Source organism: Mycobacterium sp. IS-2888 (genome assembly GCF_001954215.1).
Lineage (GTDB): Bacteria > Actinomycetota > Actinomycetes > Mycobacteriales > Mycobacteriaceae > Mycobacterium.
Genome location: NZ_MBET01000036.1, coordinates 1 through 23,153, shown reverse-complemented (window position 1 = coordinate 23,153; position 23,153 = coordinate 1). Strand labels below are relative to the sequence as shown.

At 66.4% G+C, this 23,153-nt stretch carries 28 protein-coding genes and 1 pseudogene; 15 read left to right on the top strand and 14 right to left on the bottom strand.

Annotation, left to right across the window (positions count from 1 at the left end):
• On the top strand, nucleotides 1-494 hold a 494-nt coding region (locus tag A5745_RS06065; RefSeq protein WP_175879772.1), incomplete at its 5' end, for an FAD-dependent oxidoreductase.
• Between the two features lie 28 nt (nucleotides 495-522).
• On the opposite strand, the gene A5745_RS06060 is transcribed toward A5745_RS06065, so the two are convergent.
• From A5745_RS06060 to A5745_RS06040, 5 genes are all read right to left on the bottom strand, one after another.
• Entirely contained in the window at nucleotides 523-876 is a 354-nt protein-coding gene (locus tag A5745_RS06060) for a VOC family protein (RefSeq protein ID WP_076063415.1), read from the bottom strand.
• 88 nt (nucleotides 877-964) lie between these two features.
• Nucleotides 965-2,269 carry an MCE family protein gene (locus A5745_RS06055; RefSeq protein WP_076115462.1) on the bottom strand — a complete coding sequence of 435 codons (1,305 nt, stop codon included), beginning with the start codon at nucleotides 2,267-2,269 and terminating at the stop codon, nucleotides 965-967.
• Nucleotides 2,270-2,337: 68 nt separating this feature from the next.
• Nucleotides 2,338-2,898: a hypothetical protein gene (locus A5745_RS06050; RefSeq protein WP_076115461.1), complete on the bottom strand. Its 561-nt coding sequence runs from the start codon at nucleotides 2,896-2,898 to the stop codon at nucleotides 2,338-2,340.
• A gap of 19 nt (nucleotides 2,899-2,917) precedes the next feature.
• Nucleotides 2,918-3,949 (bottom strand): phosphotransferase family protein, encoded by a 1,032-nt coding sequence (locus A5745_RS06045; RefSeq protein WP_076115460.1) that lies wholly within the window; start codon nucleotides 3,947-3,949, stop codon nucleotides 2,918-2,920.
• The gene (locus tag A5745_RS06040; RefSeq protein WP_076115459.1) at nucleotides 3,946-4,293 is read right to left on the bottom strand and encodes a nuclear transport factor 2 family protein; all 348 of its coding nucleotides are present in this window, start codon (nucleotides 4,291-4,293) and stop codon (nucleotides 3,946-3,948) included. The genes A5745_RS06045 and A5745_RS06040 overlap by 4 nt, the downstream gene beginning before the upstream one ends.
• 82 nt (nucleotides 4,294-4,375) lie before the next feature.
• Here A5745_RS06040 and A5745_RS06035 point away from each other — a divergent pair, with 82 nt between their 5' ends.
• From A5745_RS06035 to A5745_RS06015, 6 genes are all read left to right on the top strand, one after another.
• The gene (locus A5745_RS06035) at nucleotides 4,376-5,320 is read left to right on the top strand and encodes a class I SAM-dependent methyltransferase (protein WP_076115458.1); all 945 of its coding nucleotides are present in this window, start codon (nucleotides 4,376-4,378) and stop codon (nucleotides 5,318-5,320) included.
• Nucleotides 5,313-5,723: an MmcQ/YjbR family DNA-binding protein gene (locus A5745_RS06030; RefSeq protein WP_076115457.1), complete on the top strand. Its 411-nt coding sequence runs from the start codon at nucleotides 5,313-5,315 to the stop codon at nucleotides 5,721-5,723. The genes A5745_RS06035 and A5745_RS06030 overlap by 8 nt, the downstream gene beginning before the upstream one ends.
• 115 nt (nucleotides 5,724-5,838) lie before the next feature.
• Nucleotides 5,839-6,063, top strand: a complete 225-nt coding sequence (locus tag A5745_RS06025; RefSeq protein ID WP_076063428.1) for a hypothetical protein — start codon at nucleotides 5,839-5,841, stop codon at nucleotides 6,061-6,063.
• A gap of 28 nt (nucleotides 6,064-6,091) precedes the next feature.
• Nucleotides 6,092-6,247 (top strand): DUF6131 family protein, encoded by a 156-nt coding sequence (locus A5745_RS24595; RefSeq protein WP_175879771.1) that lies wholly within the window; start codon nucleotides 6,092-6,094, stop codon nucleotides 6,245-6,247.
• A gap of 122 nt (nucleotides 6,248-6,369) precedes the next feature.
• Entirely contained in the window at nucleotides 6,370-7,074 is a 705-nt protein-coding gene (locus A5745_RS06020) for a response regulator transcription factor (RefSeq protein WP_076063430.1), read from the top strand.
• Nucleotides 7,052-8,569 (top strand): HAMP domain-containing sensor histidine kinase, encoded by a 1,518-nt coding sequence (locus tag A5745_RS06015; protein WP_076115456.1) that lies wholly within the window; start codon nucleotides 7,052-7,054, stop codon nucleotides 8,567-8,569. Before A5745_RS06020 ends, A5745_RS06015 begins: the two co-directional genes overlap by 23 nt.
• On the opposite strand, the gene A5745_RS06010 is transcribed toward A5745_RS06015, so the two are convergent.
• Nucleotides 8,562-9,035, bottom strand: a complete 474-nt coding sequence (locus A5745_RS06010; protein WP_076063435.1) for a lipoprotein LpqH — start codon at nucleotides 9,033-9,035, stop codon at nucleotides 8,562-8,564. The two genes, A5745_RS06015 and A5745_RS06010, sit on opposite strands and share 8 nt — an antisense overlap.
• A gap of 166 nt (nucleotides 9,036-9,201) precedes the next feature.
• Between A5745_RS06010 and A5745_RS06005 the strand changes: the two genes are divergently transcribed.
• On the top strand, nucleotides 9,202-11,082 hold the full coding sequence (locus tag A5745_RS06005) for an alkyl/aryl-sulfatase (protein WP_175879773.1): 1,881 nt from the start codon (nucleotides 9,202-9,204) through the stop codon (nucleotides 11,080-11,082).
• A 119-nt stretch (nucleotides 11,083-11,201) separates the two neighbouring features.
• Here A5745_RS06005 and A5745_RS06000 read toward each other — a convergent pair whose 3' ends face one another.
• From A5745_RS06000 to A5745_RS05975, 6 genes are all read right to left on the bottom strand, one after another.
• The gene (locus A5745_RS06000) at nucleotides 11,202-12,170 is read right to left on the bottom strand and encodes an NADPH:quinone oxidoreductase family protein (RefSeq protein ID WP_076063438.1); all 969 of its coding nucleotides are present in this window, start codon (nucleotides 12,168-12,170) and stop codon (nucleotides 11,202-11,204) included.
• Nucleotides 12,170-12,793, bottom strand: coding sequence for a TetR/AcrR family transcriptional regulator (locus A5745_RS05995; protein ID WP_076115454.1), 624 nt, complete (start codon nucleotides 12,791-12,793; stop codon nucleotides 12,170-12,172). The genes A5745_RS06000 and A5745_RS05995 overlap by 1 nt, the downstream gene beginning before the upstream one ends.
• Entirely contained in the window at nucleotides 12,774-14,057 is a 1,284-nt protein-coding gene (locus A5745_RS05990) for an acyl-CoA dehydrogenase family protein (protein ID WP_076063441.1), read from the bottom strand. The genes A5745_RS05995 and A5745_RS05990 overlap by 20 nt, the downstream gene beginning before the upstream one ends.
• 35 nt (nucleotides 14,058-14,092) lie before the next feature.
• Nucleotides 14,093-14,857 carry an SDR family NAD(P)-dependent oxidoreductase gene (locus A5745_RS05985; RefSeq protein WP_076115453.1) on the bottom strand — a complete coding sequence of 255 codons (765 nt, stop codon included), beginning with the start codon at nucleotides 14,855-14,857 and terminating at the stop codon, nucleotides 14,093-14,095.
• 1 nt (nucleotide 14,858) lies between these two features.
• Nucleotides 14,859-15,890: a phosphotransferase family protein gene (locus tag A5745_RS05980; protein ID WP_076115452.1), complete on the bottom strand. Its 1,032-nt coding sequence runs from the start codon at nucleotides 15,888-15,890 to the stop codon at nucleotides 14,859-14,861.
• Nucleotides 15,891-15,954: 64 nt separating this feature from the next.
• Nucleotides 15,955-16,638 carry a class I SAM-dependent methyltransferase gene (locus A5745_RS05975; protein WP_076115451.1) on the bottom strand — a complete coding sequence of 228 codons (684 nt, stop codon included), beginning with the start codon at nucleotides 16,636-16,638 and terminating at the stop codon, nucleotides 15,955-15,957.
• 76 nt (nucleotides 16,639-16,714) lie between these two features.
• On the opposite strand from A5745_RS05975, the gene A5745_RS05970 reads away from it, so the two are divergent.
• Together A5745_RS05970 and A5745_RS05965 are read left to right on the top strand one after the other, a co-directional pair.
• Nucleotides 16,715-17,323, top strand: a complete 609-nt coding sequence (locus tag A5745_RS05970; RefSeq protein ID WP_076063449.1) for a histidine phosphatase family protein — start codon at nucleotides 16,715-16,717, stop codon at nucleotides 17,321-17,323.
• A gap of 9 nt (nucleotides 17,324-17,332) precedes the next feature.
• On the top strand, nucleotides 17,333-18,379 hold the full coding sequence (locus A5745_RS05965; protein WP_076115450.1) for a phosphotransferase family protein: 1,047 nt from the start codon (nucleotides 17,333-17,335) through the stop codon (nucleotides 18,377-18,379).
• Here A5745_RS05965 and A5745_RS05960 read toward each other — a convergent pair.
• Nucleotides 18,376-18,738: a lipopolysaccharide assembly LapA domain-containing protein gene (locus tag A5745_RS05960; protein WP_076063452.1), complete on the bottom strand. Its 363-nt coding sequence runs from the start codon at nucleotides 18,736-18,738 to the stop codon at nucleotides 18,376-18,378. The two genes, A5745_RS05965 and A5745_RS05960, sit on opposite strands and share 4 nt — an antisense overlap.
• Before the next feature lie 93 nt (nucleotides 18,739-18,831).
• Here A5745_RS05960 and A5745_RS05955 point away from each other — a divergent pair, with 93 nt between their 5' ends.
• Genes A5745_RS05955 through A5745_RS05935 form a run of 5 tightly spaced genes read left to right on the top strand, consistent with a single transcriptional unit; the run spans nucleotide 18,832 to nucleotide 22,911 of the window.
• The gene (locus A5745_RS05955) at nucleotides 18,832-19,779 is read left to right on the top strand and encodes an ABC transporter substrate-binding protein (protein WP_076115449.1); all 948 of its coding nucleotides are present in this window, start codon (nucleotides 18,832-18,834) and stop codon (nucleotides 19,777-19,779) included.
• The gene (locus tag A5745_RS05950) at nucleotides 19,776-20,873 is read left to right on the top strand and encodes an ABC transporter ATP-binding protein (protein ID WP_076115448.1); all 1,098 of its coding nucleotides are present in this window, start codon (nucleotides 19,776-19,778) and stop codon (nucleotides 20,871-20,873) included. Before A5745_RS05955 ends, A5745_RS05950 begins: the two co-directional genes overlap by 4 nt.
• Before the next feature lies 1 nt (nucleotide 20,874).
• Nucleotides 20,875-21,564: an ABC transporter permease gene (locus A5745_RS05945; protein ID WP_076115447.1), complete on the top strand. Its 690-nt coding sequence runs from the start codon at nucleotides 20,875-20,877 to the stop codon at nucleotides 21,562-21,564.
• A complete protein-coding gene (locus A5745_RS05940) occupies nucleotides 21,561-22,307 on the top strand; it encodes an ABC transporter permease (RefSeq protein ID WP_076063459.1) in 747 nt (248 codons plus the stop codon). The genes A5745_RS05945 and A5745_RS05940 overlap by 4 nt, the downstream gene beginning before the upstream one ends.
• 4 nt (nucleotides 22,308-22,311) lie before the next feature.
• Nucleotides 22,312-22,911 carry a putative glycolipid-binding domain-containing protein gene (locus A5745_RS05935; RefSeq protein WP_076063461.1) on the top strand — a complete coding sequence of 200 codons (600 nt, stop codon included), beginning with the start codon at nucleotides 22,312-22,314 and terminating at the stop codon, nucleotides 22,909-22,911.
• Here the strand turns inward: A5745_RS05935 and A5745_RS24230 are convergent.
• A pseudogene (locus tag A5745_RS24230) lies at nucleotides 22,874-23,023 on the bottom strand (prephenate dehydrogenase); the annotation flags it as partial. The gene A5745_RS05935 and the pseudogene A5745_RS24230 overlap by 38 nt on opposite strands.
• Nucleotides 23,024-23,153: the final 130 nt, after the last annotated feature.

Genomic DNA, 23,153 nt, shown 5'->3' with positions numbered 1-23,153 from the left:
GGTCGGGCATCAAGGCCCACCTCGCATACGACCGACCTTTCTGGCGCCAACATGGTCTCTCCGGTCAGTCGTACGCCAACAATGGTTTCGTCCGCATCACCTTCGACGTCGGCCCTCCCACCGGCGGCCCTGGCCTTCTGGCCATCTTTCTCGGTGGTCAAGTGAACGAATACGTCGAACTCATCGACGGGCCGGCCGAACCGCGCCGCGCCCGCGTACTGCGCGAGCTTGTCGATCGCTTCGGCGATGAAGCGCGGCACCCGATCGACTACGTGGAGCAGAATTGGACGCGCGAATCTTTCCAAAGTGGTTGTGTCCCCAGACCTGCCGCCGGGTTGCTCACATCAGTCGAGGATGCATTCGTCCGACCGATCGACAGACTCCACTTCGCCGGGACCGACACATCGCACATTTGGAAAGGACACATGGACGGCGCCGTGCGGTCAGCGCAGCGGGTCGCCGCCGAGCTGGACGCTGCGGCCGAGCTGCCGTGATTGGTCTCTGCGCGGAAATCCGGACGCATCAATATCGCACTCGGAAGCCGCCGATAAGCCGGATTGTGTTCGAATCAGGGTCGGTGATCGTTGACAACCGCACCCCCTTATTGGCGTCGACGATTTCACCCGGCTCGTGACCCCGCTGTTTCAACGCATCGATATGGGCTTCCAGATCCTCGACAGCGAAGTTGACCAAGGTCGAGCCGGCACGTTGCTCGTCGATGAACACCTGTACCCATCCACCCGGAACTACTTGCCACTCAACGAGATTCGGCATTGGATTGTTATCGGGCTGTCGTCCAAATAGTGATTCGTACCAGCGTCGACTCCTCTCCAAGTCGGTTACTGGAACAACGGCCAAGACATGCTCGATCGACATGGACACAACTCCCTTCGATTAGTTCTCTAAGGGACCGACCCGGCAGTGCGCCCAAACTCATCGCGCGCGGTTCGCTGCTAACCGGGGCTTACGGGTTGATCGTGTTGTCGCCGACCTGACGGCCCCACACGTACTCCATCGCATAGGGCGAACCGGTGTCGATGTGGTTGTAGGGCGCGATGCTGTTGCCGGTGTCCATCACCAGTTCGGGCGCGGGCCACAAGTGGCGGGTGATCTTCTGCCAACAGCCGGGCGCACCCCCGGGTCCACCGCGCGCGTTCACCCGCGGCAGATTCTCCGGCCAGGTGTAGGGGTTCGGCGCGCCGCCGACCAGGCCGGCCAGCCCGCCAACCAGCGAGGCAATCAGGACCGGCGCCGAGAGTGGGTTGAGAAGTGCGCTCAACCCGGACGTCGCTTCGATCTCCATGTCGATGGAGTGGCCGTTGTAGCCGCCCTGGGATGCGCGGATGACCGGTTCGATCTCGTAGTTGTTGTGGATCAAGCAATAGATTTCGGGGCTGTAGGTGTCCAGCAGCTGGGCGGTGGGCACCAGATCTTCGGCGCCGCGCGCCAGATACGGTCCACCCCGCTGGAAGATATCGGCCCCGGTGTTCCCGAACCCCGCCGCCGAGAGCAACGCCTGATCCAGATCCTTCTGCTGAGCATTGATCGAACGCGACGTCACCACCGCATGGTTGAGGAAATCAATCAAATCCGGCGCCGCATTGGCATAGGTGTCGCCCAACCCCGCCAACTGCTGAATGTCATGACGCGCCTGGGGCATCTGCGGATTGACATCATCGAGGATCGCATTGGCATTGACGATCGACTGCCCAAACCGATCCCCCAACCCCGCCAACGACTGCGCCGCCGCACTCAACGTCAAATTCAGCTTGACCGGATCCACCTTCTGGGCCACCGAGGTGATGGTCTGAAACAACGTATTGCTCTCGGTGGTCACCGAGCGCGCATCAATCACCGCATGCGCGCTGATCCGTTGCGACGACGGGTTGGCGGGCGTGGTGAACGAGACGTACTTTTGGCCGAACACCGTGGTCGCCCTGATATCGGCATTCACATTCGCCGGAATCAAATGCAGATACCGCGGATAGATGTCCAACACGAACTTCGCCGCCGGCTTGCCATCGGCCTGCACTTCCGAAATGCTGGCCACTCGCCCGATCTGTACGCCGTTGTAGGTGACCTTCGCTCCGGGATCCATCACCAAACCCGCCCGCGACGACAACATCGTCACCGGCGTCTTCTCCGTGAAATCCCCCCGAAACTGCAAATACACCAACCACAACACCAACGCCCCGATCAACAACACGGCGATAGTGAGCCATCCGTACGGCGGGGTCCGCGTGGAGTTGATCCTCGCCGGCCCGGTCATGGTGGCTAAATCTAGCGGTATTCAGTCCCGCCGGCTCAGCGGCGTCATGTCTTTTCGGTCGGCGAGCGCTAGCGGCCTCCGAACGGTCCACCGAACGGCCCGCGGCGTGGTGGCTCGGTCACCGTTTGGGTGACCGTGCTGGTTTCGGTGCTGGGTGACAGGGTGACGGTGCTCGTCTCCGGCGGAGCCGTCGTCGTCGGAGTATCGGTGGACGGGGTGCCGGTGTCCGTGGACGGCGGTGGGGCCGTTTCGGTGACCGTCTGAGTCGGCCCGCCGCCTCCGTGATGGCGCGGGGGCTCGGCAGCAGTCGTCGTTGTGGTGGTCACCGCGGTGGTCGACGGAATGGGCGTGGTGGTCGTCGTCGGGCTGGGCGCCGGCGAACCGCTCACGAGCTTGAAGACCGCGTACGCCGCGAGCGCGAGCAGAATCACCCCGAGCGCGCCGGCCGCGACCAGTGCGGCGGGCCGGCGGTACCACGGGGTCGGGGGCTCCGGCGGCTCGGGCGCGGGCTCGTAGCCGTACCCGTAGTCGCCATACCCTGCGGCGTCGCCGTACGCGGTGGGATCGCCATATCCTGCGGCCCGGGTGGGCTCGGAGTAGAAATCGGGGTTCTCGGGGGAAGGCGGCACGAAGGGAGATGTTAGTAGGTCACGCTTCGTTGTCGATAAGCGTGAGTGCTCGTTCGAACAGGTGCACGGTGGCCGCGTGGAGTTGGTCGCCGACTTCCCGTTCGGCCTTGCCGGCGCACGCCCTGGCCAGGGTCCCCTCGATCACGATGCCGAGCTTGAAACAGGCCAGCACGGTGTACCAGGTGAGGTGCGATAGGTCGCGCGTGGTGTTGGCGGCGTATCGCTGGAACAGGTCGTCGGTGCTCGCCAGGCCGTCCTGCCCACCGAGCGCGTGGCTGAACACGCTGGACCCGTCGGGCTGGCGCCAGGTCGCAAGCAGCCAGCCCAGATCCAGCAGCGGATCCCCGATCGTGCACATCTCCCAGTCGACGATGGCAACCACCTCGGGCCCGGTGCGGGAGAACATCACGTTGGCCGCGTGGTAGTCGCCGTGCATGATGCCCGGCGTCCAGGCGGTCGGGCGGCGGCGCTCCAGCCATGCCGCGACCTCATCGACACCGGGGATCTGCGGCCCGGGGTAGCCCTCGTACTCGTTGTAGGACTCGAGCTCCGAAAGCCAGCGGGGGACCTGGCGTTCCAGGAAGCCTTCCGGTTTGCCGAAATCGGCGAGGCCGACGGCGACGTGATCGACGGCGCCCAGCTTCGCCAGTGCGTCGGCCATCGACAGCCCCATTTGGAACCGAATGCTTGGATCACCCGCATGCAAGGGCGGCAGCCCCTCCCCGGCGTTGAATCCGTCGACGGGCTCCATCAGGTAGAAGACGGCGTCGCCGAGCACGCTGGGGTCGTCGCAGGTGGCGATCAGGTGCGGGTGCGGAACGTCGGAACCGGCAAGTGCCGCAAGGACTTTGGTTTCGCGCAGGATCACGCTGTTGCTGCGCGCGCGCAGGTGCCGCGGCCCGCGCCGCAGCACGTAGGGTCGCCCGGACCGGGTGAACCGCAGCATGACGTTCTGCGTTCCACCGGTGACGTCAGAAACATCCTGCAGCGGGCCCTCGCCCAGCCCCCGCTTCGACATCCAGTCCGCGACGGCCTTCAGGTCCACGCTCATCCCTTGGGCTGCGGGGTGTGGTGGAGTGTCTGCGCTCGGATCATCCCGTCGCGGAACACGAAGGTGTCCACGCCGTCGTCGACCCGGTTGACCGCCGAATCGGCGGCCCACTCGAGGAACAGCACGTCGCCGTCGAAGATCTGGGTCTTCAGGTCCCACGCCGCATCGGGCAGTTCGTCGAGCAGTTTGGCGAAGGCCTCGCGGACGCCTTGCTTGCCGCGCGCGACACCGGCGGACGTGATCACCACGGCATCGTCGGCGTAGTCGGCGACGATCTCGTCGAGGTCGCCAGCGGCCAGGGCCTTTCCGTGGTGGGCGAATACCTCCTGCGGCGTGCGCGTCATTGCGACTCCTTTTCCTGGGACGTCTGCGAAGCAGCCTAGTGTGTGGAACGAACGGACTTTCGGGCCTGGAAGGGGAGATGGCATGCCGCGCACCGACGACGACTCCTGGGACATCACCCAAAGCGTGGGAGCCACCGCCCTGGGTGTCGCCGCGGCCCGCGCGGCGGAAACCGAGAGTGAGAACCCCCTCATCAGCGACCCCTTTGCGCGGGTGTTCGTCGATGCCGCGGGCGAGGGCATGTGGAGCATCTACGCGGACCCCAAACTGCTGGCCAAGGCGATGGAGCTCGAGCCGGAGATGCGGGCGCGGCTACGGTTGATGATCGACTTTATGGCCACGCGGACAGCGTTTTTCGACGAGTTCTTTCTGCACGCGGCCCGCTCCGGCGTGCGGCAGGTGGTGATCCTGGCGGCCGGTCTCGACGCCCGCACCTGGCGGCTGCCGTGGCCCGACGGCACCGTCGTCTACGAGCTTGATCAGCCGAAAGTGCTGGAATTCAAATCGAATACGCTGCGCGAGCACGGCGCGCAGCCGGTGGCCCGGCTCGTGAACGTGCCGATCGACCTGCGTCAGGATTGGCCAAAAGCGCTGCAGGAGGCCGGATTTGACGCCTCGCTGCCCTGCGTGTGGTCGGCCGAGGGGCTGGTGCGTTACCTGCCGGCGCAGGCCCAGGACCTGCTGTTCGAGCGGATTCATTCGCTCAGCGTGCCGGGCAGCTGGGTCGCCTCCAATGTGCCCAGCGCGGGTTTCACCCACGCCGACCGGGTGCGGCGCCAGCGTGAGGACATGCAACGCATGCGGGCCGCGGCCGCCAAGCTGGTCAACACCGAGATCACCGACTTCGACGACCTCTGGTACGCCGAGGAACGCACACCCGTCGACGCCTGGCTGCGTGAGCACGGGTGGGACGTCTCGGTGGCGACGTTCGAGGAACTGATGACCCGCTACGGCCGCGACGTCCCGCCGGGCGCCGAGGACGCGATGCCGCCGACCCTCTACGTCTCCGCGCATCGCCGCCATGGCTGATCGGCCCGCCCGGCTGAGCGACGTGCATCGCATCGCGGCGTCCATGCCCCACGTCAAGCGGCTGGAGGGGCCAAAGGGTAACCCCATCTATCAGGTGGGCGGAAAGTCGTTCGTGTTCTTCCGGACTCCCCAGCCGGACGCGGCGGATGCGCGAACCGGTGAACGCTACGCCGACGTGATCATGTTCTGGGTGGAGTCCGAGAGCGACAAGCTGGCGCTGACCCAGGATCCCGGGTCGCCGTTCTACACCACGGCCCGCTTCGACGGACACCCGTCGGTCTTGGTGCGGGCCTGCCGGCTGGCGGAAATCACGAAGACGGAATTGACCGAGTTGATTCAGGACGCGTGGCTGTCGCGGGCGTCGAAGAAGCGAGCCGACACGTGGCTCGCGGATCATTCCTAGGCGCGAACTCCATTGGGAGCGGCGCGAAACCGCGCCCCGCTGAGGTTTAGACACGAGTTCAACGGGTAAACCTCCGGCCACGAGAAAACTTTTCTCGAACACAACGGAGGTCACCATGCGTGGCAGCGGAATTATCGGCACTGTTGTTCTGGTGTGGCTGCTCATCGGCGTATTCGCGGCGTGGCAGCGCGACTACTTTAAGGGCGGCGACACAAGTTGTGTCACAGCGGGAAACATCGCATTGACCGTAGTTGCGGGGCCGTTGAATTACGGCGGTGTCAACCCGAAAGTCAAGGATTGCCATGTGCCGCAACCCAGCTCAATGGGAGCACTGACGTAAAAGTAATCCTCACGCAAAGGAAGTTGTCATGATCGTCTTAGGTGTAATCCTGCTTATCCTTGGATTTGTTTTCGGCATTCATTTGTTGTGGGTGCTGGGAATTATCTTGCTCGTGGTCGGTGCGATTCTGTGGATCATGGGCTCCGTCGGCCGCCCGGTCGCCGGCAGGCGGTACTGGTACTAGCACCAGGCCCCAGGCGCGCGCTTCACAGGACACGCATAGGAAGCGCATAGCGCCGCCCAAGTGGCAAGCGGATACTGGAGGTTGTGTCGACGCAGCCCCGAGCCTCCGTTGAGCGGGTCGTCATGTGCCGCGCGGACGGCAATCCCATCAACGTGCTTGTCGTCGACGACGAATCCGTGCTGGCCGAGATGGTGTCGATGGCGCTGCGCTACGAGGGCTGGAACATCGCCACCGCCGGCGACGGCGCGTCGGCCATCGCCTCGGCCCGCGCCCAGCGGCCCGACGTGGTCGTGCTGGACGTGATGCTGCCGGACATGAGTGGGCTCGACGTCCTGCACAAATTGCGTGAAGACAATCCGCAACTGCCCGTACTGCTGCTGACGGCCAAGGATGCCGTGGAAGACCGCATCGCCGGGCTGACCGCGGGCGGCGACGACTACGTCACCAAACCGTTCAGCATCGAAGAGGTGGTGCTGCGGCTGCGGGCGCTGCTGCGGCGCACCGGCGTGACGACCGTGGACAGCGGTGCGCAACTGGTGGTCGGGGATTTGGTCTTGGACGAGGACAGCCACGAGGTGACGCGCGCCGGCGAACCAATCTCGTTGACCTCCACCGAATTTGAGCTGCTGCGGTTCATGATGCGCAACTCCAAACGGGTGCTGAGCAAGGCGCAGATCCTCGACCGGGTGTGGAGCTACGACTTCGGCGGCCGCTCCAACATCGTCGAGCTCTACATTTCCTACCTGCGCAAGAAGATCGACAACGGTCGCGAACCGATGATCCACACGCTGCGTGGCGCGGGCTATGTCCTCAAGCCGGCCCGCTAACACACGGCGAGCCTGGTCGCTTCGGCTTCGGCTGTTGCTCGGGCAGGTGGTGGTGCTCGCCCTGGTGTGCATCGGCATCACGGCGGCCACCGAACTCGCGCTGAACCACCATCTCGTGAAGCAGCTCGATAGCCAACTCGCCGGGACCTCCTATCGCTCGGCGCTGATGTACCCCGAAATGAACCGTCCGCACCACGAGCACTCCCACTACCCCAGGCCGGGTCCCGGCCCACGGTTCCTCGATGCGCCCGGCCAGCCGGCGGGCATGGTCGCGGCGGTGGTCAGCGACGGCAAGACGGTCGACGCCGGCTACACGACCAGCAGCGGGGACCGGGCCGCGCTGACCGACAAGGCGCAGGCGCAATTGGCGGCGATCGCCGGCAGCCGCAGTCCGGTGACCCTGAATCTCGACGGGCTGGGCCGCTACCGTGTCGTCGCCGCCCCGAGCCGGCGCGGCGGCGACCTGATCGTCACCGGCCTGTCGATGGCCGACGTCGACGCCACGTTGCTGCGGATGCTGGTCATCTTCGGCATCGTCACCGTGATCGCATTGGCCGCGGCCACGATCGCCGGGATCATCATCATCAGGCGGGCGTTGGCGCCGCTGCGCCGCGTCGCGCAGACCGCGCGCAAGGTTGCCGATCTCCCGTTGGCCCGCGGTGAGGTCGAGCTGCCGGTGCGCGTGCCCGAATCCGACACAAACCCCTCCACGGAGGTCGGCCAGCTCGGCTCGGCGCTGAACCGGATGCTCGACCACATCGCGGCCGCGCTGGAGGCCCGTCAGGCCAGTGAGACGAGGGTGCGGCAATTCGTCGCCGACGCGAGTCACGAGCTGCGCACACCGCTCGCCGCGATCCGCGGCTACACCGAACTCACCCAACGCATGGGCGACGACCGCGAGGCGGTGGCGCACGCGATGAGTCGGGTGGCATCGGAAACGGAGCGGATAACGCGCCTCGTCGAGGACCTGCTGTTGCTGGCGCGCCTGGACTCGGGGCGGCCGCTGGAACGCGAACCGGTGGACCTGTCGCGCCTCGCGGTCGACGCGGTCAGCGACGCGCACGTCGCCGGACCCGATCATGAGTGGGAGCTCGACCTGCCCGAGGAGCCCGTGGTCGTCACCGGTGACGCGGCCCGATTACATCAGGTGGTCACCAATCTGCTTGCCAACGCCCGCATTCACACCGGCGCCGGCACCGTCGTGACGACGCGACTGAGCACCGAGCCGACGCAGTCCGTGCTGCAGGTGATCGACAACGGTCCCGGCATTCCGGCCGAGCTGCAGTCGGAGGTATTCGAGCGGTTCGCCCGCGGCGATTCGTCGCGCTCCCGCAAGGGCGGCAGCACCGGGCTGGGCCTGGCCATCGTCTCCGCAGTTGTCAAGGCGCACAACGGAAGTATCACGGTGAGCAGCTCACCGGGCCATACCGAGTTCACGGTGCGGTTGCCACTCAACGGGTGGCAACCGCCCGCCTCCAGCTCTTCGACTAGCTAGAGCAATTCACGTCGATTTCGAACGGCTTGTTCACCGGTTGCATCGGGTTGGCCATGTCGACGCCCGTGGCGGTCCCGGTGATCTTGTAGTGACTGCCGTCCTTGGTCGCCGAGGCATTGCCCTGGCCGGTTCCCGACGTGTACGCGAGCGTCACGCCGTTGACGTTGCCGAGCCCAACCGACTTCACCTGGGGAGGGTTGGCATCGGTGAGCACGGCGCCGATGCCGGTCGCGGCCCCACCGATCGCGATGTTGACGTTGCCGCCCGCCGTCGTGCACACGACGGAACCACTCACGTTCTGGTTCTTCCCGTCGATGGTCACCGTGGGCCCGCCGCCGGCGCTAGCCGACGCATTGCCGCCCGAGGTGGCCCCGCCACCGGAACTCGATTTGTTGCTCGAACAACCAGAAATAGCCGCGGCCAGAATTGCCGCCCCGGCAACCGCGATGGTCAGTTCACGCTTCACCTGTTCTCCTTAGCCCGATCGTTGCGGCCCTCGGCATCGAGGGTCGTTTGGGCATTATGCGGGTTTGCCGGACCGCATAGAAGAGGTTCGGCGAAATTGTTTCTTTTCGGTTAACCCGCCAGGTCTCGCCATGTTCTTTCGGGGAAGGCGCATGGATGGCAATGTATTGCCGGTGGACCACAAACCTCCCACCGCAGTCATCGAGTCCGCACATCGCCAGCACGCCCTGCCATTTGACGACACGACTGATTTTCACAATGCCGATCGTGGATTTATAGCGGCATTGTCGCCGTGCGTCGTCAAGGCGGCCGACGGCCGCGTGGTGTGGGACAACGACGCCTATTCGTTTCTCGAGGGTCCGGCTCCCGCAACCGTGCACCCCAGCCTGTGGCGGCAATCGTCGCTGGCCGCCAAGCAGGGCCTCTACGAGGTGGTGCCGGGCGTCTATCAGGTCCGCGGGTTGGACCTCTCGAATGTGACCTTCGTCGAGGGCGACAGCGGGGTCATCGTCATCGATCCGTTGATCTCCACCGAGGTCGCCGCCGCGGCGCTGGACCTGTATCGCACCCACCGCGGCGGGGACCGCCCGGTGGTCGCGGTGATCTACACCCACAGTCACGTCGACCATTTCGGCGGCGTGCTAGGCGTCACCTCGCAGGCGGACGTGGACGCCGGTGCCGTCGCGGTGCTGGCGCCGGAGGGCTTCGTCGAGCACGCGGTCAAAGAGAACGTCTACGCCGGTCCCGCCATGACGCGCCGGGCCACGTACATGTACGGCACGCTGCTCCCGCGCGGACCGCAGGATCAGGTGGGGTGCGGCCTGGGCCAGGCGCCGTCCACCGGCGAGGTCGCGGTCATCGTCCCGACCATCGACATCCGCGAGACCGGTGAGAAGCACACCATCGACGGCGTGGAGATCGAGTTCCAGATGGCGCCGGGCACCGAGGCGCCCGCCGAAATGCATTTCTATTTCCCCCGTTACCGCGCGTTGTGTATGGCCGAGAACGCCACCCACAACCTGCACAACCTGCTTACCCTGCGCGGCGCGCTGGTGCGTGACCCGCACGCCTGGTCGGGCTATCTCACCGAGGCGATCGACACCTTTGCCGACCGCGCCGACGTGGTGTTCGCCTCCCATCACTGGCCGACCTGGGGTCGCGAGGACATCGTCGAATTCTTGTCACTGCAACGCGACATGTACGCGTATCTGCACGACCAGACGCTGCGGTTGCTCAACCGGGGCTACACCGGTGTGGAAATCGCCGAAATGTTCCAGATGCCACCGGCATTGGAGCGCGCCTGGCACACCCACGGGTACTACGGTTCGGTCAGCCACAACGTCAAGGCCGTGTACCAGCGCTACATGGGATGGTTCGACGGCAATCCCGCCAGACTGTGGCCACACCCGCCCGAAGCGCTCGGCGCCCGATACGTTGACGCGATGGGCGGGATGGACCGGGTGGTAGAACTCGCCCGGGCCGCGTTTGATTCGGGCGACTTCCGTTGGGCGGCAACGTTGCTCGATCACGCCGTATTCGCCGACAGGTCCCACGAGGCGGCCCGTGCGCTGTACGCCGATACGCTGGAGCAGCTCGCCTACGGCGCCGAAAACGCGGTGTGGCGAAACTTCTTCATGAGCGGGGCAACCGAATTGCGAGACGGCAACTTCGGTACCGCCGTCACCGCCGCCTCGATGTCGATGCTCAACCAGCTGACACCCGAGCAGCTTTTCGACGGCTTCGCTCTGCGCGTCGACGGGCCGCGCGCGTGGGACCTCGACATCGCCATCGATATCTCGTTCGCCGATCTGGCCGCGAACTACCGGCTCACGCTGCGCAACGGTGTGCTTGTCTATCGCAAGGTTGCTGCCGACGCCACAACAGCGAACGTTACGGTCAAGCTGGACAGCAAGTTTCGTCTACTGACGGTGGCGATGGGCGACTTCGCTTCGCCCGGGCTGGACATATCCGGCGACCAGACCGCGCTGCAGGCGTTCCTGGGCGTGCTCGACGAACCGGACCCGAATTTCAACATCGTCACGCCGTAGCGAACTCAACTGTGGTGGAGGAGTTGTCGAGATTGCCGTGAGGGTTGTGCTTTGCCCCTAATTCGCGACCATGACGGCAATCTCGACGACGGCACCTGCGGTGTGCGCCGCACACCGCCTCACGCCACGTCGATAACCACCTTGCCCAGCACCTTGCGCTCGGCCACATAGCGCAGCGCCGCGGCCGTTTCGGCCAGCGGGAAGCGCGCGCCGATGTACGGCCGGATGACCCCGCTGGCGAACATCTCGGTCAACTCCTGCGTGTCGCGGATCGCCTCGTCGGGATGATCGGTCATAAAAGTGCGGATCTCCATGCCGCGCACACAGATGTCTTTGAGCAGAATGAGATTGAGCGGAATGGCAGGGATCGTGCCGGCCGCGTAACCCAGCGTGACGAAGGTGCCACCTCGGGCGAGACCGCGCAGTGCCGGCTCGGAATACGATCCGCCGACCGGGTCCAGGACCACCCGGGCGCTGTCACCGGTGATCTCACGGATTCGGCTTTTCAGGTCCTCCCGGTCATAGTCGACGGTCGCCTCTGCACCACGCTGACGGCACAGCTCGAGCTTTTCCGGACTCGACGCCGCGGCCAGCACCCGGGCTTTCATGGCGACCGCCAGATCGACGGCGGCCAACCCCACGCCGCCCGCAGCACCCAGCACGACAACCCAATCGCCCTCTGTCACAGCGGCAGTCGAGCGCAACGCGTGATAGGCGGTGCGGTATGTCACCCCGAAGGCCGCGGCCGAGGCGAAGTCGGCGTCGTCGGGCACAAGTTCGGCCTGGCTCGCGTCGAGCAGTGCCTGTTCGGCGAACGCTCCAAAAGTGGTTCCGGACACGCGCTGACCCGGACTAAACGCAGCGCCTGCACCGGCGGCGATCACCTCGCCGGCGATCTCGTTGCCGGGGATGAACGGCGGCGGAATCTTGACCTGGTATTTGCCGGCGATGAACAGCACATCCGGAAAATTGACCGCGGCGGCGCGCACCCGCACCAGCAGCTGGCCGGGACCCGCGACCGGCTCGTCAACGTCGGTGAGCACCAGGTCTTCCGGCGGTCCGTACGCCTGGCAGACGACCGCGCGCATCACTTGACCCCCAGCCCTTTCAGGCAGAACCGAACCACGTGTGCGATGTCGTCGCGCCCGGGCCGCTCCGCCGAACTCATATAGCGCCGCATGGTTGCGGCCGTGCAGCAGAACACCGCCTCGACGTCGCGGTCCACATCGCTACTGCCGAGCGCCGCAACGGGTTCGACCAGTAGATCACGCAGCGGCAGCATCATCTCCTGGTCGACCGTGCGCCAGTTGGTGCCCGTCGCCATCTGACCGGCCGCGGCGCGGCTTTTCCGGATCAGGTGCGGGTGGGCGACCTGTGCCAGCGTGCCCTCGATCCAGCGCGCGACCTTGTCCTGTGGCCTCGACTCCTTGGCCATCTGATGCTGAAGGTAGGACACGACGATCGCCACGCCCCGCTCCATGACCGCCAGGATGAGATCGTCCTTGCCGGCGAAGTAGCGGTAGAACGCCTTGTTCGACGAGCCCGCCTCGGCGACGATATCGCTGACACGCGGCGCCTCGGGCGCGACCCGTTCCATCACCCGCACCGCGGCGGCCAGGATGCGTTCCACCTCCTCGGTGGCCTCCCGCTGGCGTTCGTCGAGTGCCCGCTCGACGGCCGCCGTGACTCGGCTATTGGTCAACGAGCTCACCGTATTTGGCGCGGGCGGCCTCTCGCCGAACGCCCAGCATCTCGCTGGGCCACTCGCCGTCTTCGGCGTCGTACCCCTTGAGCAGCATGCGGGCCAGGTTGACCTTGTGTGCCTCCGTCGGCCCGTCGGCCAGGCCGAGCGCGATGCCGCCGAGCAGGACGTTGACCAGCGGCAGCTGGTCGGTGAGTCCGAGCGCCCCGTGCACTTGAATGGCGCGCAGCGCAATCGATTTCAGTACCTGGGATGCCAGGATCTTGCAGGCGGCGATTTCGGCGCGGGCTGCGTGCTCGTCGCCGTTGTCGATCAGCCACGCGGCGTGCAGCACGGTGAGCCGGAACGGAATCAACTCGGTATAGGAGTCAGCAACGAATTCCTGCACCAATTGCTTGTCGGCCAGCGAGGTGCCCTGTGTGAACCGGCTTTTCGCCCGCCGCGACATCATCTCGACGGCGCGCTGCGCCATTCCGATCGAGCGCATCGCGTGGTGCAGCCGTCCGCCGGCCAACCGGGTCTGCAGGATCAGGAAGCCCTGACCGGGTTCACCGAGCAGCGCGTCTGAACCCACCCGGACGCCGTCGTAGTGCACCAGGGAATGTCCGGGCTCGTGCGGCTCCGCCCCGACCAGGTGATGGGTGGCTTCCACGGTCAGGCCCGGGGTTCCGGCCGGGATCAGGAACGTCGACGCGCCGTGGTGGACGGCCACGTCCGGATTGGTAATCGCGACGACGATGAAGAACGACGCGACGGAAGCGTTGGAGGAGAAGTACTTTCGGCCGGTGATGACCCAGCCGTCGCCGTCGGGGACGGCGCGGGTGGTGAAGACCCGCGGATCGGCGCCGCCTTGCGGCTCCGTCATCGAAAAGCAGGAGAAGATCTCCCCGGACAGCAGCCCGGCCAGATAGCGGTCTTTCTGGTCCTGGGTGCCGAAGCGGGCGATGATCTCCGCGTTGCCGGTGTCGGGCGCCTGCGTGCCGAACACGATCGGCGCCCAGGGGCTGCGGCCCAGGATCTCGTTGATCAGCGTCAGCTTGACCGCACCGAAGCCCTGCCCGCCCAGCTCGGGGCCCAAATGCGGTGCCCACAAGCCGTTGTCGCGGACCTGCTGTTTGAGCGGGTCGACGACGCGGCGGCGCTCGTCGTTCAGTGGGAGGAACTCGCAGCCCGGGAACAGCACCTCGAGGGGCTCCACCTCTTCGCGCACGAACTCGCGGATCCAGTCCAGCTTCTTGTCGAACTCCGGTTCGGTGGAGAAGTCCCAAGCCATCGAATGCTCCTGTCTCGTTGATATGGTGGCGCCCGCTAGGGGATGCCGCCGTCGGCCCGCAGGATCGAACCGGTGGTGAAACTGGACGCGTCGGACGCCAAAAATAGCGCGGCGCCGACGATTTCGCGCGGGTCTCCCGCGCGCTGCAACGACAGATGCCCAAAGGGTTTGCCCTCGGCCCGCTCGAGATTCCACGACTTGCTCACGTCGGTGAGAAACGGGCCTGCCATCAGCGTGTTGACCCGCACGGCTGGCCCGAAAGCCTTTGCCAACGCTTCGGTCATGGCGTTGAGTCCAGCCTTGGCCGAGGCGTAGGGAATGATGTCGGGGGTCGGCCGTAACGATCCGGCCGTGCTCACGTTGATGATGGATCCGCGGCCGGCGGCCACCATTCGCTCGCCCACTAACGCCGATAACCGGAAGGGCCCCTTGAGGTTCAGGTTGACCACCGCGTCGAACAGCTTCTCGGTGACGTCGGTCAGCTTGCCGTACAGCGGCGACATGCCGGCGTTGTTGATCAACGTGTCGACCTTGCCGAACCGGTCGTAGGTCGCCTCGACCAGTCCGTCGAGCTGTTCCCAGCGTCCGACGTGCACCTGGTAGGGCATCGCGGAGCGGCCGGTTTCGGCCTCGATTTCCTTTGCGGTGCTCACGCAGTTGTCCATGTTGCGGCTGGCGATCACCACGTCGGCGCCGCAGCGTGCGGCGGCGAACGCCATTTCGCGGCCCAGTCCGCGGCTGCCGCCGGTGATGAGCACCACGCGGTCGGTGAGGTCGAAAATGTCGTCCGCGTAACCCATTTCAGCGTGTCCTCGCCAGCTCGGCCGCGGTGGCGATCAGCCGGGGAATCATCGCCCCGAAAGTGTCTTTGATCTTGGGGTCCACCTTGCCCGTACGCACCCCGGCGGCGTACGTCTTCTCCAGCACGATGCCCAGTTTCCAGTTGGCCAGCACCAGGTAGTAGTCGATGTTCTCGGTGGACAGCCCGCTGATCTTCTCGTAGTGCTCGAGCAGTTCGCTGCGGGTCGGCATGCCCTTCATGTCCAGGTAGAACCCGTCGTCGCTAGGGTTTTCGCCGTCGTAGCCCAGTAACGCCCACGCCAGATCCAGCAGTGGATCGCCGACCGTGGTCATCTCCCAGTCCACGATCGCGGCCAGCCGTGCCGGCGCCCCGTGCGCGAACATCACGTTGGCGAATTGGTAGTCGCCGTGCATGATGCCCGGCTTGTAGTGCGCGGGCCGGTGGCGGCGCAGCCAGTGGGCCGCCTCGTCCAGGCCGGGCAGCTCGCGGACCTTGTAGGCGTCGAGAAACTTCAGCCAGCGATCGACCTGTCGCTCGTGAAATCCGTCCGGGCGGCCGAACCCTTCGAGCCCCTGGGCGCGCCAGTCCACCCGGCCCAGCTTGGCGGCGCCCTCGACCAACTCGAACGCCAGGCCGCGGCGTGCCGCCAGGTCGGTGTCGAACGGCGCTTGCCATCCGCCGTCCATCGGGCTCCAGCCGTCGATGGCCCGCATGATGTAGAACGGCATGCCGAGCACGGTGCCGGTGTCGTCGGCGGCGATGAGTGCAGCGTGCGGCACGTCGGTGCCGGAGAGCGCCCGTACCAGCCGGATCTCGCGCAGCAGGCCGTCGATGCGGGCGGCATCGGCGCGCGCGCCGGGCATCCGCAGCACCATGCGTTCGGGGCCACGCTTGATCAGGTACAGCGTGTTCTGGGAACCGCCCTTCAGCTGGTCCAGCACTGGTTCTTCGCCGCTGCCCGGTGCATCGTTGGCATCGAGCCAACGTCCGAGAACCCCCGGGTCCAGTTGTGTTTCGCCGGCAGCAGTCATAGTCTGCACACCCCAATCTCCATAGGGAGAATAGCATTCTCCGCGGAATTGGGAAGGGGTCGTTTCAGCGGTCGGCTTTGTGGGCGCTGAGCAGAAACCCCGGCGCCATGAAGTGGCCCTCGTCGTCGCGCTCGACGTCGGGTACCGGGCCAGCCGCGAGGGCATCGGCGTTGCCGTAGAGCTTCGCGGGTCGGATGTCATCGACTTGCCACAGTGTCGAGACGGCGTCGTGCAACTCGGTTTGGGTGAAGCCGCGCGGGCCGGGTGCGTCGTCGTCGCCCAGTGGTCCTAGTGCCCCCGCGACGAACGCCAGAATGTAGAGCGCCGCCCCCGGCGCCGCGGCCCGAAAGATGGACCGCAGATAGTCCTGGCGTCTCTCGGGCAGCAGCGCGTGGAACAGCCCGCTGTCCAAGATGGTGGAGAAGCGGCCTTCGGATCCGGGCGGGTAGTCACGAAAGCTCGCGACGTCGGCCTGCGCGAAAGTCGCTGTGGTGAGCCCTTGTTCGGCCGCAGCCGCGGCCGCCTCCTCGATCGCGGTGGCGCTGGCGTCCAGGCCGACAACCGTGTAGCCGCGCGCGGCGAGAGCCAGCGATAGTGCGGCGTGGCCGCAACCGGCGTCCAGTACGTCGCTGTGGATCTTGCCCTGGTCGATGAGGGCCTGCAGCTCGGGTTGTGGCCGGCCGATGCTCCACGGGGGTGGCGTTTCTTGTCGGTATGCGGCGTCCCAATCCATGCCCGGCTGGGTCATCTGTCCTCCTCAAGGTCGAGCCTTCCGCGCCCAATGAGAAACTGGCGCTGCCCACCCTCCGACGACGGGAACAAACATGCAAGTGCTGCTGGTCCGGCACGCGTTGCCGCTGCGCAGCGAACACGGGCAGGGTTCCGACCCGGACCTGTCCGATGAAGGGAAGGCACAGGTCACGCGACTGCCCGACGCCCTTGCCAGGTTTCCCATCTCGCGGGTGGTCAGCAGCCCGCAGCGCCGCGCCATCCAGACCGCTGAACCGGTCGCGGCAGCCCGGGAGCTGGCCGTCGAGGTCGACGAGCGATTCGCCGAATACGACCGCGACCTTCCCGTGTACATCCCCGTCGAGCAGATCCGCGCGGAAAACCCTCAGGAGTGGGCGCGGCTGGCGCAGGGCCATCTACCCAGCGCGGTCGACGAAGACGCCTTTCGGGCGCGGGTGCTGGCGGGGGTGGACGATCTCGTCGCCGCCGCCGATCCCGACGACACCGTCGCCGTGTTCAGCCACGGCGGAGTGATCAACCTGCTGCTGCACCACATTCTCGGGACAGCCCGGCTGTTGTCGTTCCCCGTGGACTACGCGTCGGTCACGCGCCTGCTCTACTCGCGCTCCGGCCAGGCGACCGTGGCGACGGTGAACGCCGTCGAACACGTGTGGGACCTGTTGCCGCGCAACCAGCGATGGTAAACAAGTTCGGTGACTTCGGCTGACCGACTCGATGGGCTCGACCTGCCCGCGCTGGACCGGTATCTGCGTTCGCTGGGCATCGATCGCGACGGCGACTTGCGGGCGGACTTCATCTCCGGTGGCCGCTCCAATCTGACGTTTCGGGTCTACGACGACAAAACCAACTGGCTCGTGCGGCGCCCACCCCTGCACGGGTTGACGCCGTCGGCCCACGACATGGCCCGCGAGTACAAGGTGGTTGCGGCGCTACAGGACACACCGGTACCGGTCGCACGCGCGATCGCGCTATGCGAGGACGACTCGGTGCTGGGCGCGCCGTTCCAGATCGTCGAATTCGTTGCCGGGCAGGTGGTCCGCCGCCGCGCGCAACTGGAAGCGTTCAGCCACACCGTCATCGACGGGTGTGTCGACGCGTTGATTCGGGTGCTCGTCGACTTGCACAACGTCGACCCGAACGCCGTGGGCCTGGGCGATTTCGGCAAGCCCACTGGTTACCTGGAACGCCAGGTGCGCCGATGGGGCTCGCAATGGCAGTTGGTGCGGCTGCCCGACGACCACCGCGACGCCGACGTGGAGCGGTTGCATTCCGGTCTGCACGAAGCGATTCCGCAGCAGAGCCGCATGTCGATCGTGCACGGCGACTACCGGATCGACAACACCATCCTGGACTCGGACGACCCGACGCGGGTCCGCGCCGTCGTGGATTGGGAGCTCTCGACGCTGGGCGACCCGCTGTCCGACGCGGCGCTGATGTGCGTGTACCGCGATCCCGCGCTGGACTTGATCGTCAACGCGCAGGCCGCGTGGACGTCGCCGCTGCTGCCCACGGCCGACGAGCTCGCCGACCGATACTCCCTGGTCGCTGGATTATCGCTTGCACACTGGGAGTTCTACATGGCCCTGGCCTACTTCAAGCTCGCCATCATCGCCGCGGGCATCGACTTCCGCCGGCGGATGTCGGACCAGGCCCGCGGCACGGATTCCGAACACACACCCGAGGTGGTGGCGCCGTTGATCTCGCGCGGGCTGGCCGAACTCGCCAAGCTGCCCGGCTAGGCGCGGGCCTCGTGCGAAGCCGCGGCGTGATGCTTCTTGGCCGCGCGACGCAGCTGCAGGATCCGCGCGGTGCCGACGGCCACGGTGATCAGCCCGCCGACCACGGCCGCCAGCAGAATCGCAACACCGAGCGGCAGGCTCCAGTGCCAGCCCAGGAACTGAAACTGACTCGACGCCGTGTTCTGGGCTATGAAGATCAGCAACAGGATCAGGATCAGGAACCCGGCAATCAATGCGGTCCACAGGGCGCCGGCGCGGGTGAAGCCGATCGCGGGTTCTGCCGACTTTGCGCCACCCTTGGGCGGTTGCGAGGGCTTGGGGGGCGGCTGGTCGGGCGAGTCAGGGGTTGGGCTGCTCATACTGTCATCTTTGACCCATCGCGCCCGGAATGAAACCACACCACGCAGGATTCCTAGCGGCGTCCCGTCGTTTCTGCCGATAGGGTCACCGGTATGAGGATGCTGCGCGTGCGCAGCGCCACACGCTCCGCGGCGGCGTTGCTGGCGACGGCGTGCCTGATTGCGGCGTGCAGCAATTCGGATCCGCTGGGCGAAGAGACCCGCAGCATGAAGTCCATCGTCGTGGGCTCCGGCGACTTCCCGGAATCCCAGATCGTCGCTGAAATCTACGCACAGACATTGCAGGCCAACGGGTTTGATGTCGGACGCCGGATGGGCATCGGCAGCCGCGAGACCTATATCCCGGCGCTGAAGGACCACTCCATCGATTTGGTGCCGGAGTACATCGGCAACCTCCTGCAGTACTTCGAGCCCAAGTCCACGGCGACCATGCTCGACGCCGTCGAATTGGAGCTCTACAAGCGGCTGCCCGGCGATCTGTCGATTCTGACTCCTTCGCCGGCCTCCGACACGGACACCGTCACCGTCACGGGTGGAACCGCCTCGGACTGGCACCTGAAAACAATCGCCGACCTGGCGGCACATTCGCCGGACGTGAAATTCGGCGCGCCGTCGGACTTCCAGGCCCGCCCCTCCGGGCTGCCCGGCCTGAAGCAGAAGTACGGACTGAACATCAGCCCGGGCAATTTCGTCGCGATCGAGGACGGCGGCGGTGCCGTGACGGTCCGCGCGTTGGTCGAGGGCAGGGTGAACGCCGCCAACATCTTCAGCACCTCACCGGCGATTCCCCAGGAGCACCTGGTGGTACTCGAGGACCCCGAGCACAACTTCCTGGCCGGTAACATTGTGCCGCTGGTGAATTCGCAGAAGAAGTCCGATCGCCTCAAGGAAGTTCTCGACGCCGTCTCAGCGAAGTTGACCTCACCCGGGGTGGCCGCGCTCAACGCCGAGGTGGCGGGAAACTCGGGCAGGGATCCGGGCCAGGTGGCCCGAAACTGGGTGCGGGACAACGGCTTCGACCATCCCTTGGGGCAGGGATGATCCGCTTCGACAACGTGAGCAAGGTGTTCGGTGGCGGCGGCACCGCGGTGGACCGGCTCAGCCTCGACGTGCCCGACGGCAAGCTGACGGTCTTCGTCGGCTCCTCCGGCAGCGGCAAAACCACGGCGCTGCGGATGATCAACCGGATGGTCGAGCCGACCTCCGGCACCATCACGGTGGACGGCGTCGACGTGTCCAAGGTCGACCCGGTGAAGCTGCGTCTCGGAATCGGTTACGTCATCCAGCACGCGGGCCTGATGCCCCATCAGCGGGTGATCGACAACGTCGCGACCGTGCCGGTCCTCAAGGGCCAGGGCCGCCGGGCCGCCCGCAAAGCCGCCTATCAAGTGCTCGAACGCGTCGGCCTGGACGCCAAGCACGCCACCCGGTATCCGGCGCAACTTTCCGGCGGCGAACAACAACGCGTCGGGGTGGCGCGCGCCCTGGCCGCCGACCCACCCATCCTGCTGATGGACGAGCCGTTCTCGGCCGTCGACCCGGTGGTCCGCCATGAGCTGCAAAACGAAATACTGCGTCTGCAAAGCGAATTGCGCAAAACCGTCGTGTTCGTGACCCACGATATCGACGAGGCGCTCAGGCTCGCCGACCGCGTCGCGGTGTTCGGACACGGTGGCGTCCTGCAGCAGTACGACGAACCGGCTCGGCTGCTCTCGCGGCCGGCCAACGACTTCGTGGCGCGGTTCATCGGTCTCGGCCGCGGCTATCGCTGGCTGCAGCTCATCGACGCATCCGGGCTGCCGCTGCACGACATCGAGCGCATTTCGGCGAGCGCCCTCGCCAACGGCGCACCTATCACGCAGGGCTGGAGATTGGTGGTCGACGACGACGGCGCGCCGTTGGGTTGGATCGACGCCGCCGGCTGGCAGCGTCACCGTGCCGGTGCGTCGTTGTCGGACAGCATCAGCGCGATTGGTTCGCAGTTCCGTCCGGACGGCAACCTCAGCCAGGCGCTCGACGCGGCGTTGTCCTCCCCGTCGGCCGTCGGCATCGCCGTCGACCGCGACGGCAAGGTCGTCGGCGGCATCTTGGCCGCCGACGTGCTGGCCGCGGTGGAAGCCCGGCGACAGGACTGACATGCACTACCTGCTCACCCATCTCGACGACGCCCGGGCCCTGACCATGGTGCATCTGCGGTTGTCGCTGCTCCCGGTGCTGATCGGTTTGGCGATCTCGGTACCCATCGGTGTGCTGGTGCAGCGCGCCCCTGTTGCCCGGCGCCTGACGACGGCGACGGCCAGCGTCGTCTTCACCATCCCGTCGCTGGCGTTGTTCGTCGTGCTGCCGGTCATCATCGGAACCCGAATCCTCGACGAGGCCAACATCATCGTCGCGCTGACCGCCTACACGACCGCACTGTTGGTGCGTGCGGTGCTCGAGGCGCTGGACGCGGTGCCGGCCCAAGTGCGTGACGCCGCGACCGCGGTCGGCTATCCGGCGCTCACGCGTGTGGTGAAAGTCGAACTCCCACTGTCCATTCCGGTGATGATCGCCGGCTTGCGGGTGGTGGTGGTGACCAACATCGCGATGGTGTCGGTGGGCTCGGTCATCGGCATCGGTGGACTGGGCACCTGGTTCACCATGGGTTACCAGACCAACAAGAGCGATCAAATCCTTGCCGGGATCGTCGTGTTGCTCCTGCTGGCGATCACCATCGACCTAGGGATCGTGCTGGCCGGGCGCCTCGTCACACCCTGGGAGCGCGCCGCGCGTCCGGCCCGTCGGCGCCGCCCGGTCCCGGCACCGATAGCGGGCGGTGCGCGATGAACTTTCTCCAACAGGCCCTCTCCTACCTCTTGACTGCCGCCAACTGGACCGGCCCGGTAGGGCTTGCGGCGCGCATCTTGGAGCATTTGGAGTACACGGCCCTCGCGGTGGGCGCGTCGGCGCTGGTCGCCGTTCCGCTGGGCGCGATCATCGGGCATACCGGTCGCGGCACGCTGCTGGTGGTGGGCGCGGTCAACGGACTGCGCGCGCTGCCGACGCTCGGGGTGCTGCTGCTGGGGGTGCTGGTGTTCGGGCTGGGCCTGGGCCCGCCGCTGGTTGCCCTGATGTTGCTGGGCATCCCGGCCCTGCTGGCCGGCACCTACGCCGGCATCGCCAGTGTCGACCCGACCGTGGTCGACGCCGCCCGCGCGATGGGCATGACCGAGACCCAGGTGCTGCTGCGCGTCGAGATGCCCAATGCGATGCCGCTGATCCTGGGCGGGCTGCGCAGCGCGACGCTGCAAGTGGTCGCGACCGCGACGGTCGCCGCCTACGCGAGCCTCGGCGGGCTGGGCCGCTACCTGATCGACGGGATCAAACAGCGCGAATTCCAGCTCGCTCTCGTCGGCGCGCTGGCGGTGGCGGCGTTGGCGCTGATCCTCGACGGTCTGCTGGCGTCGGCGGTGTGGGTCTCGGTGCCCGGGACCGGGCGGCTGCGCAGGCCCACCCGCGGGCGCGACCGCGTGACGGCGGCCGCACTTACGGACAAACCTGCCGCGGTCGGTGGACACGCTTTACGGTAGGGGGGTGAACGCAGGCCCCACAGATCCGACTCCCCGCGTCGTGACGGCGATGTTGACCTGGCGTGCACAGGATGTCTCCCGGATGGAGTCGGTGCGAATTCAGGTGTCCGGCAAGCGAATCAGGGCGCACGGCCGCATCGTGGCCGCGGCCACTGAGACAAATCCGGCGTTCGGCGCCTTCTACGAGGTGCAGACCGACGAGACGGGCGCCACCAAGCGGTTCGGGTTGACCGTGACGCTGGCCGAGCGGGAACGGCAGCTGGCCATTGCCCGCGATGAGGAGAACATGTGGTTGGTGACCGACCATCAAGGCGAGTCGCGCGCCGGATACAACGGTGCCCTCGACGTCGACGTGGTGTTCAGCCCGTTCTTCAACGCCCTGCCGATCCGGCGGCTCGCGCTGCACGAGCATGCGGAATCGATCGCGTTGCCGATGGTCTATGTGAACGTGCCCGAGATGACCGTCACCGCGGCGGTCGTCAGCTACACCAGCGCGGGCAGTCTCGACGGGATCAAGCTGCGTTCGCCGGTCGCCGACACCAACGTGAGCGTCGACGCCGACGGGTTCATCGTCGACTATCCAGGGTTGGCAGAGCGGATCTGATCACCCCGCCCGCCCGGCCCCCCGCGGCCAGTTCCTCGCGCCAGTTGTCCGCGCCGATGGTGATGGTGAAGATGTCGGAGCGCGGGAAGCTGTCGAAACGGGTCCGCGCCGCGGGGGGGGGGGGGGGAGACAACGCGACCCCCAAGACGCGCGGGTCGGGGGGCCGCGAGCAGCGCGACCACGACAACGGCCCGCAGTGCGCGCGCCGCGCGCGGGCGGAAGATAGATCAGACAAGAACCAA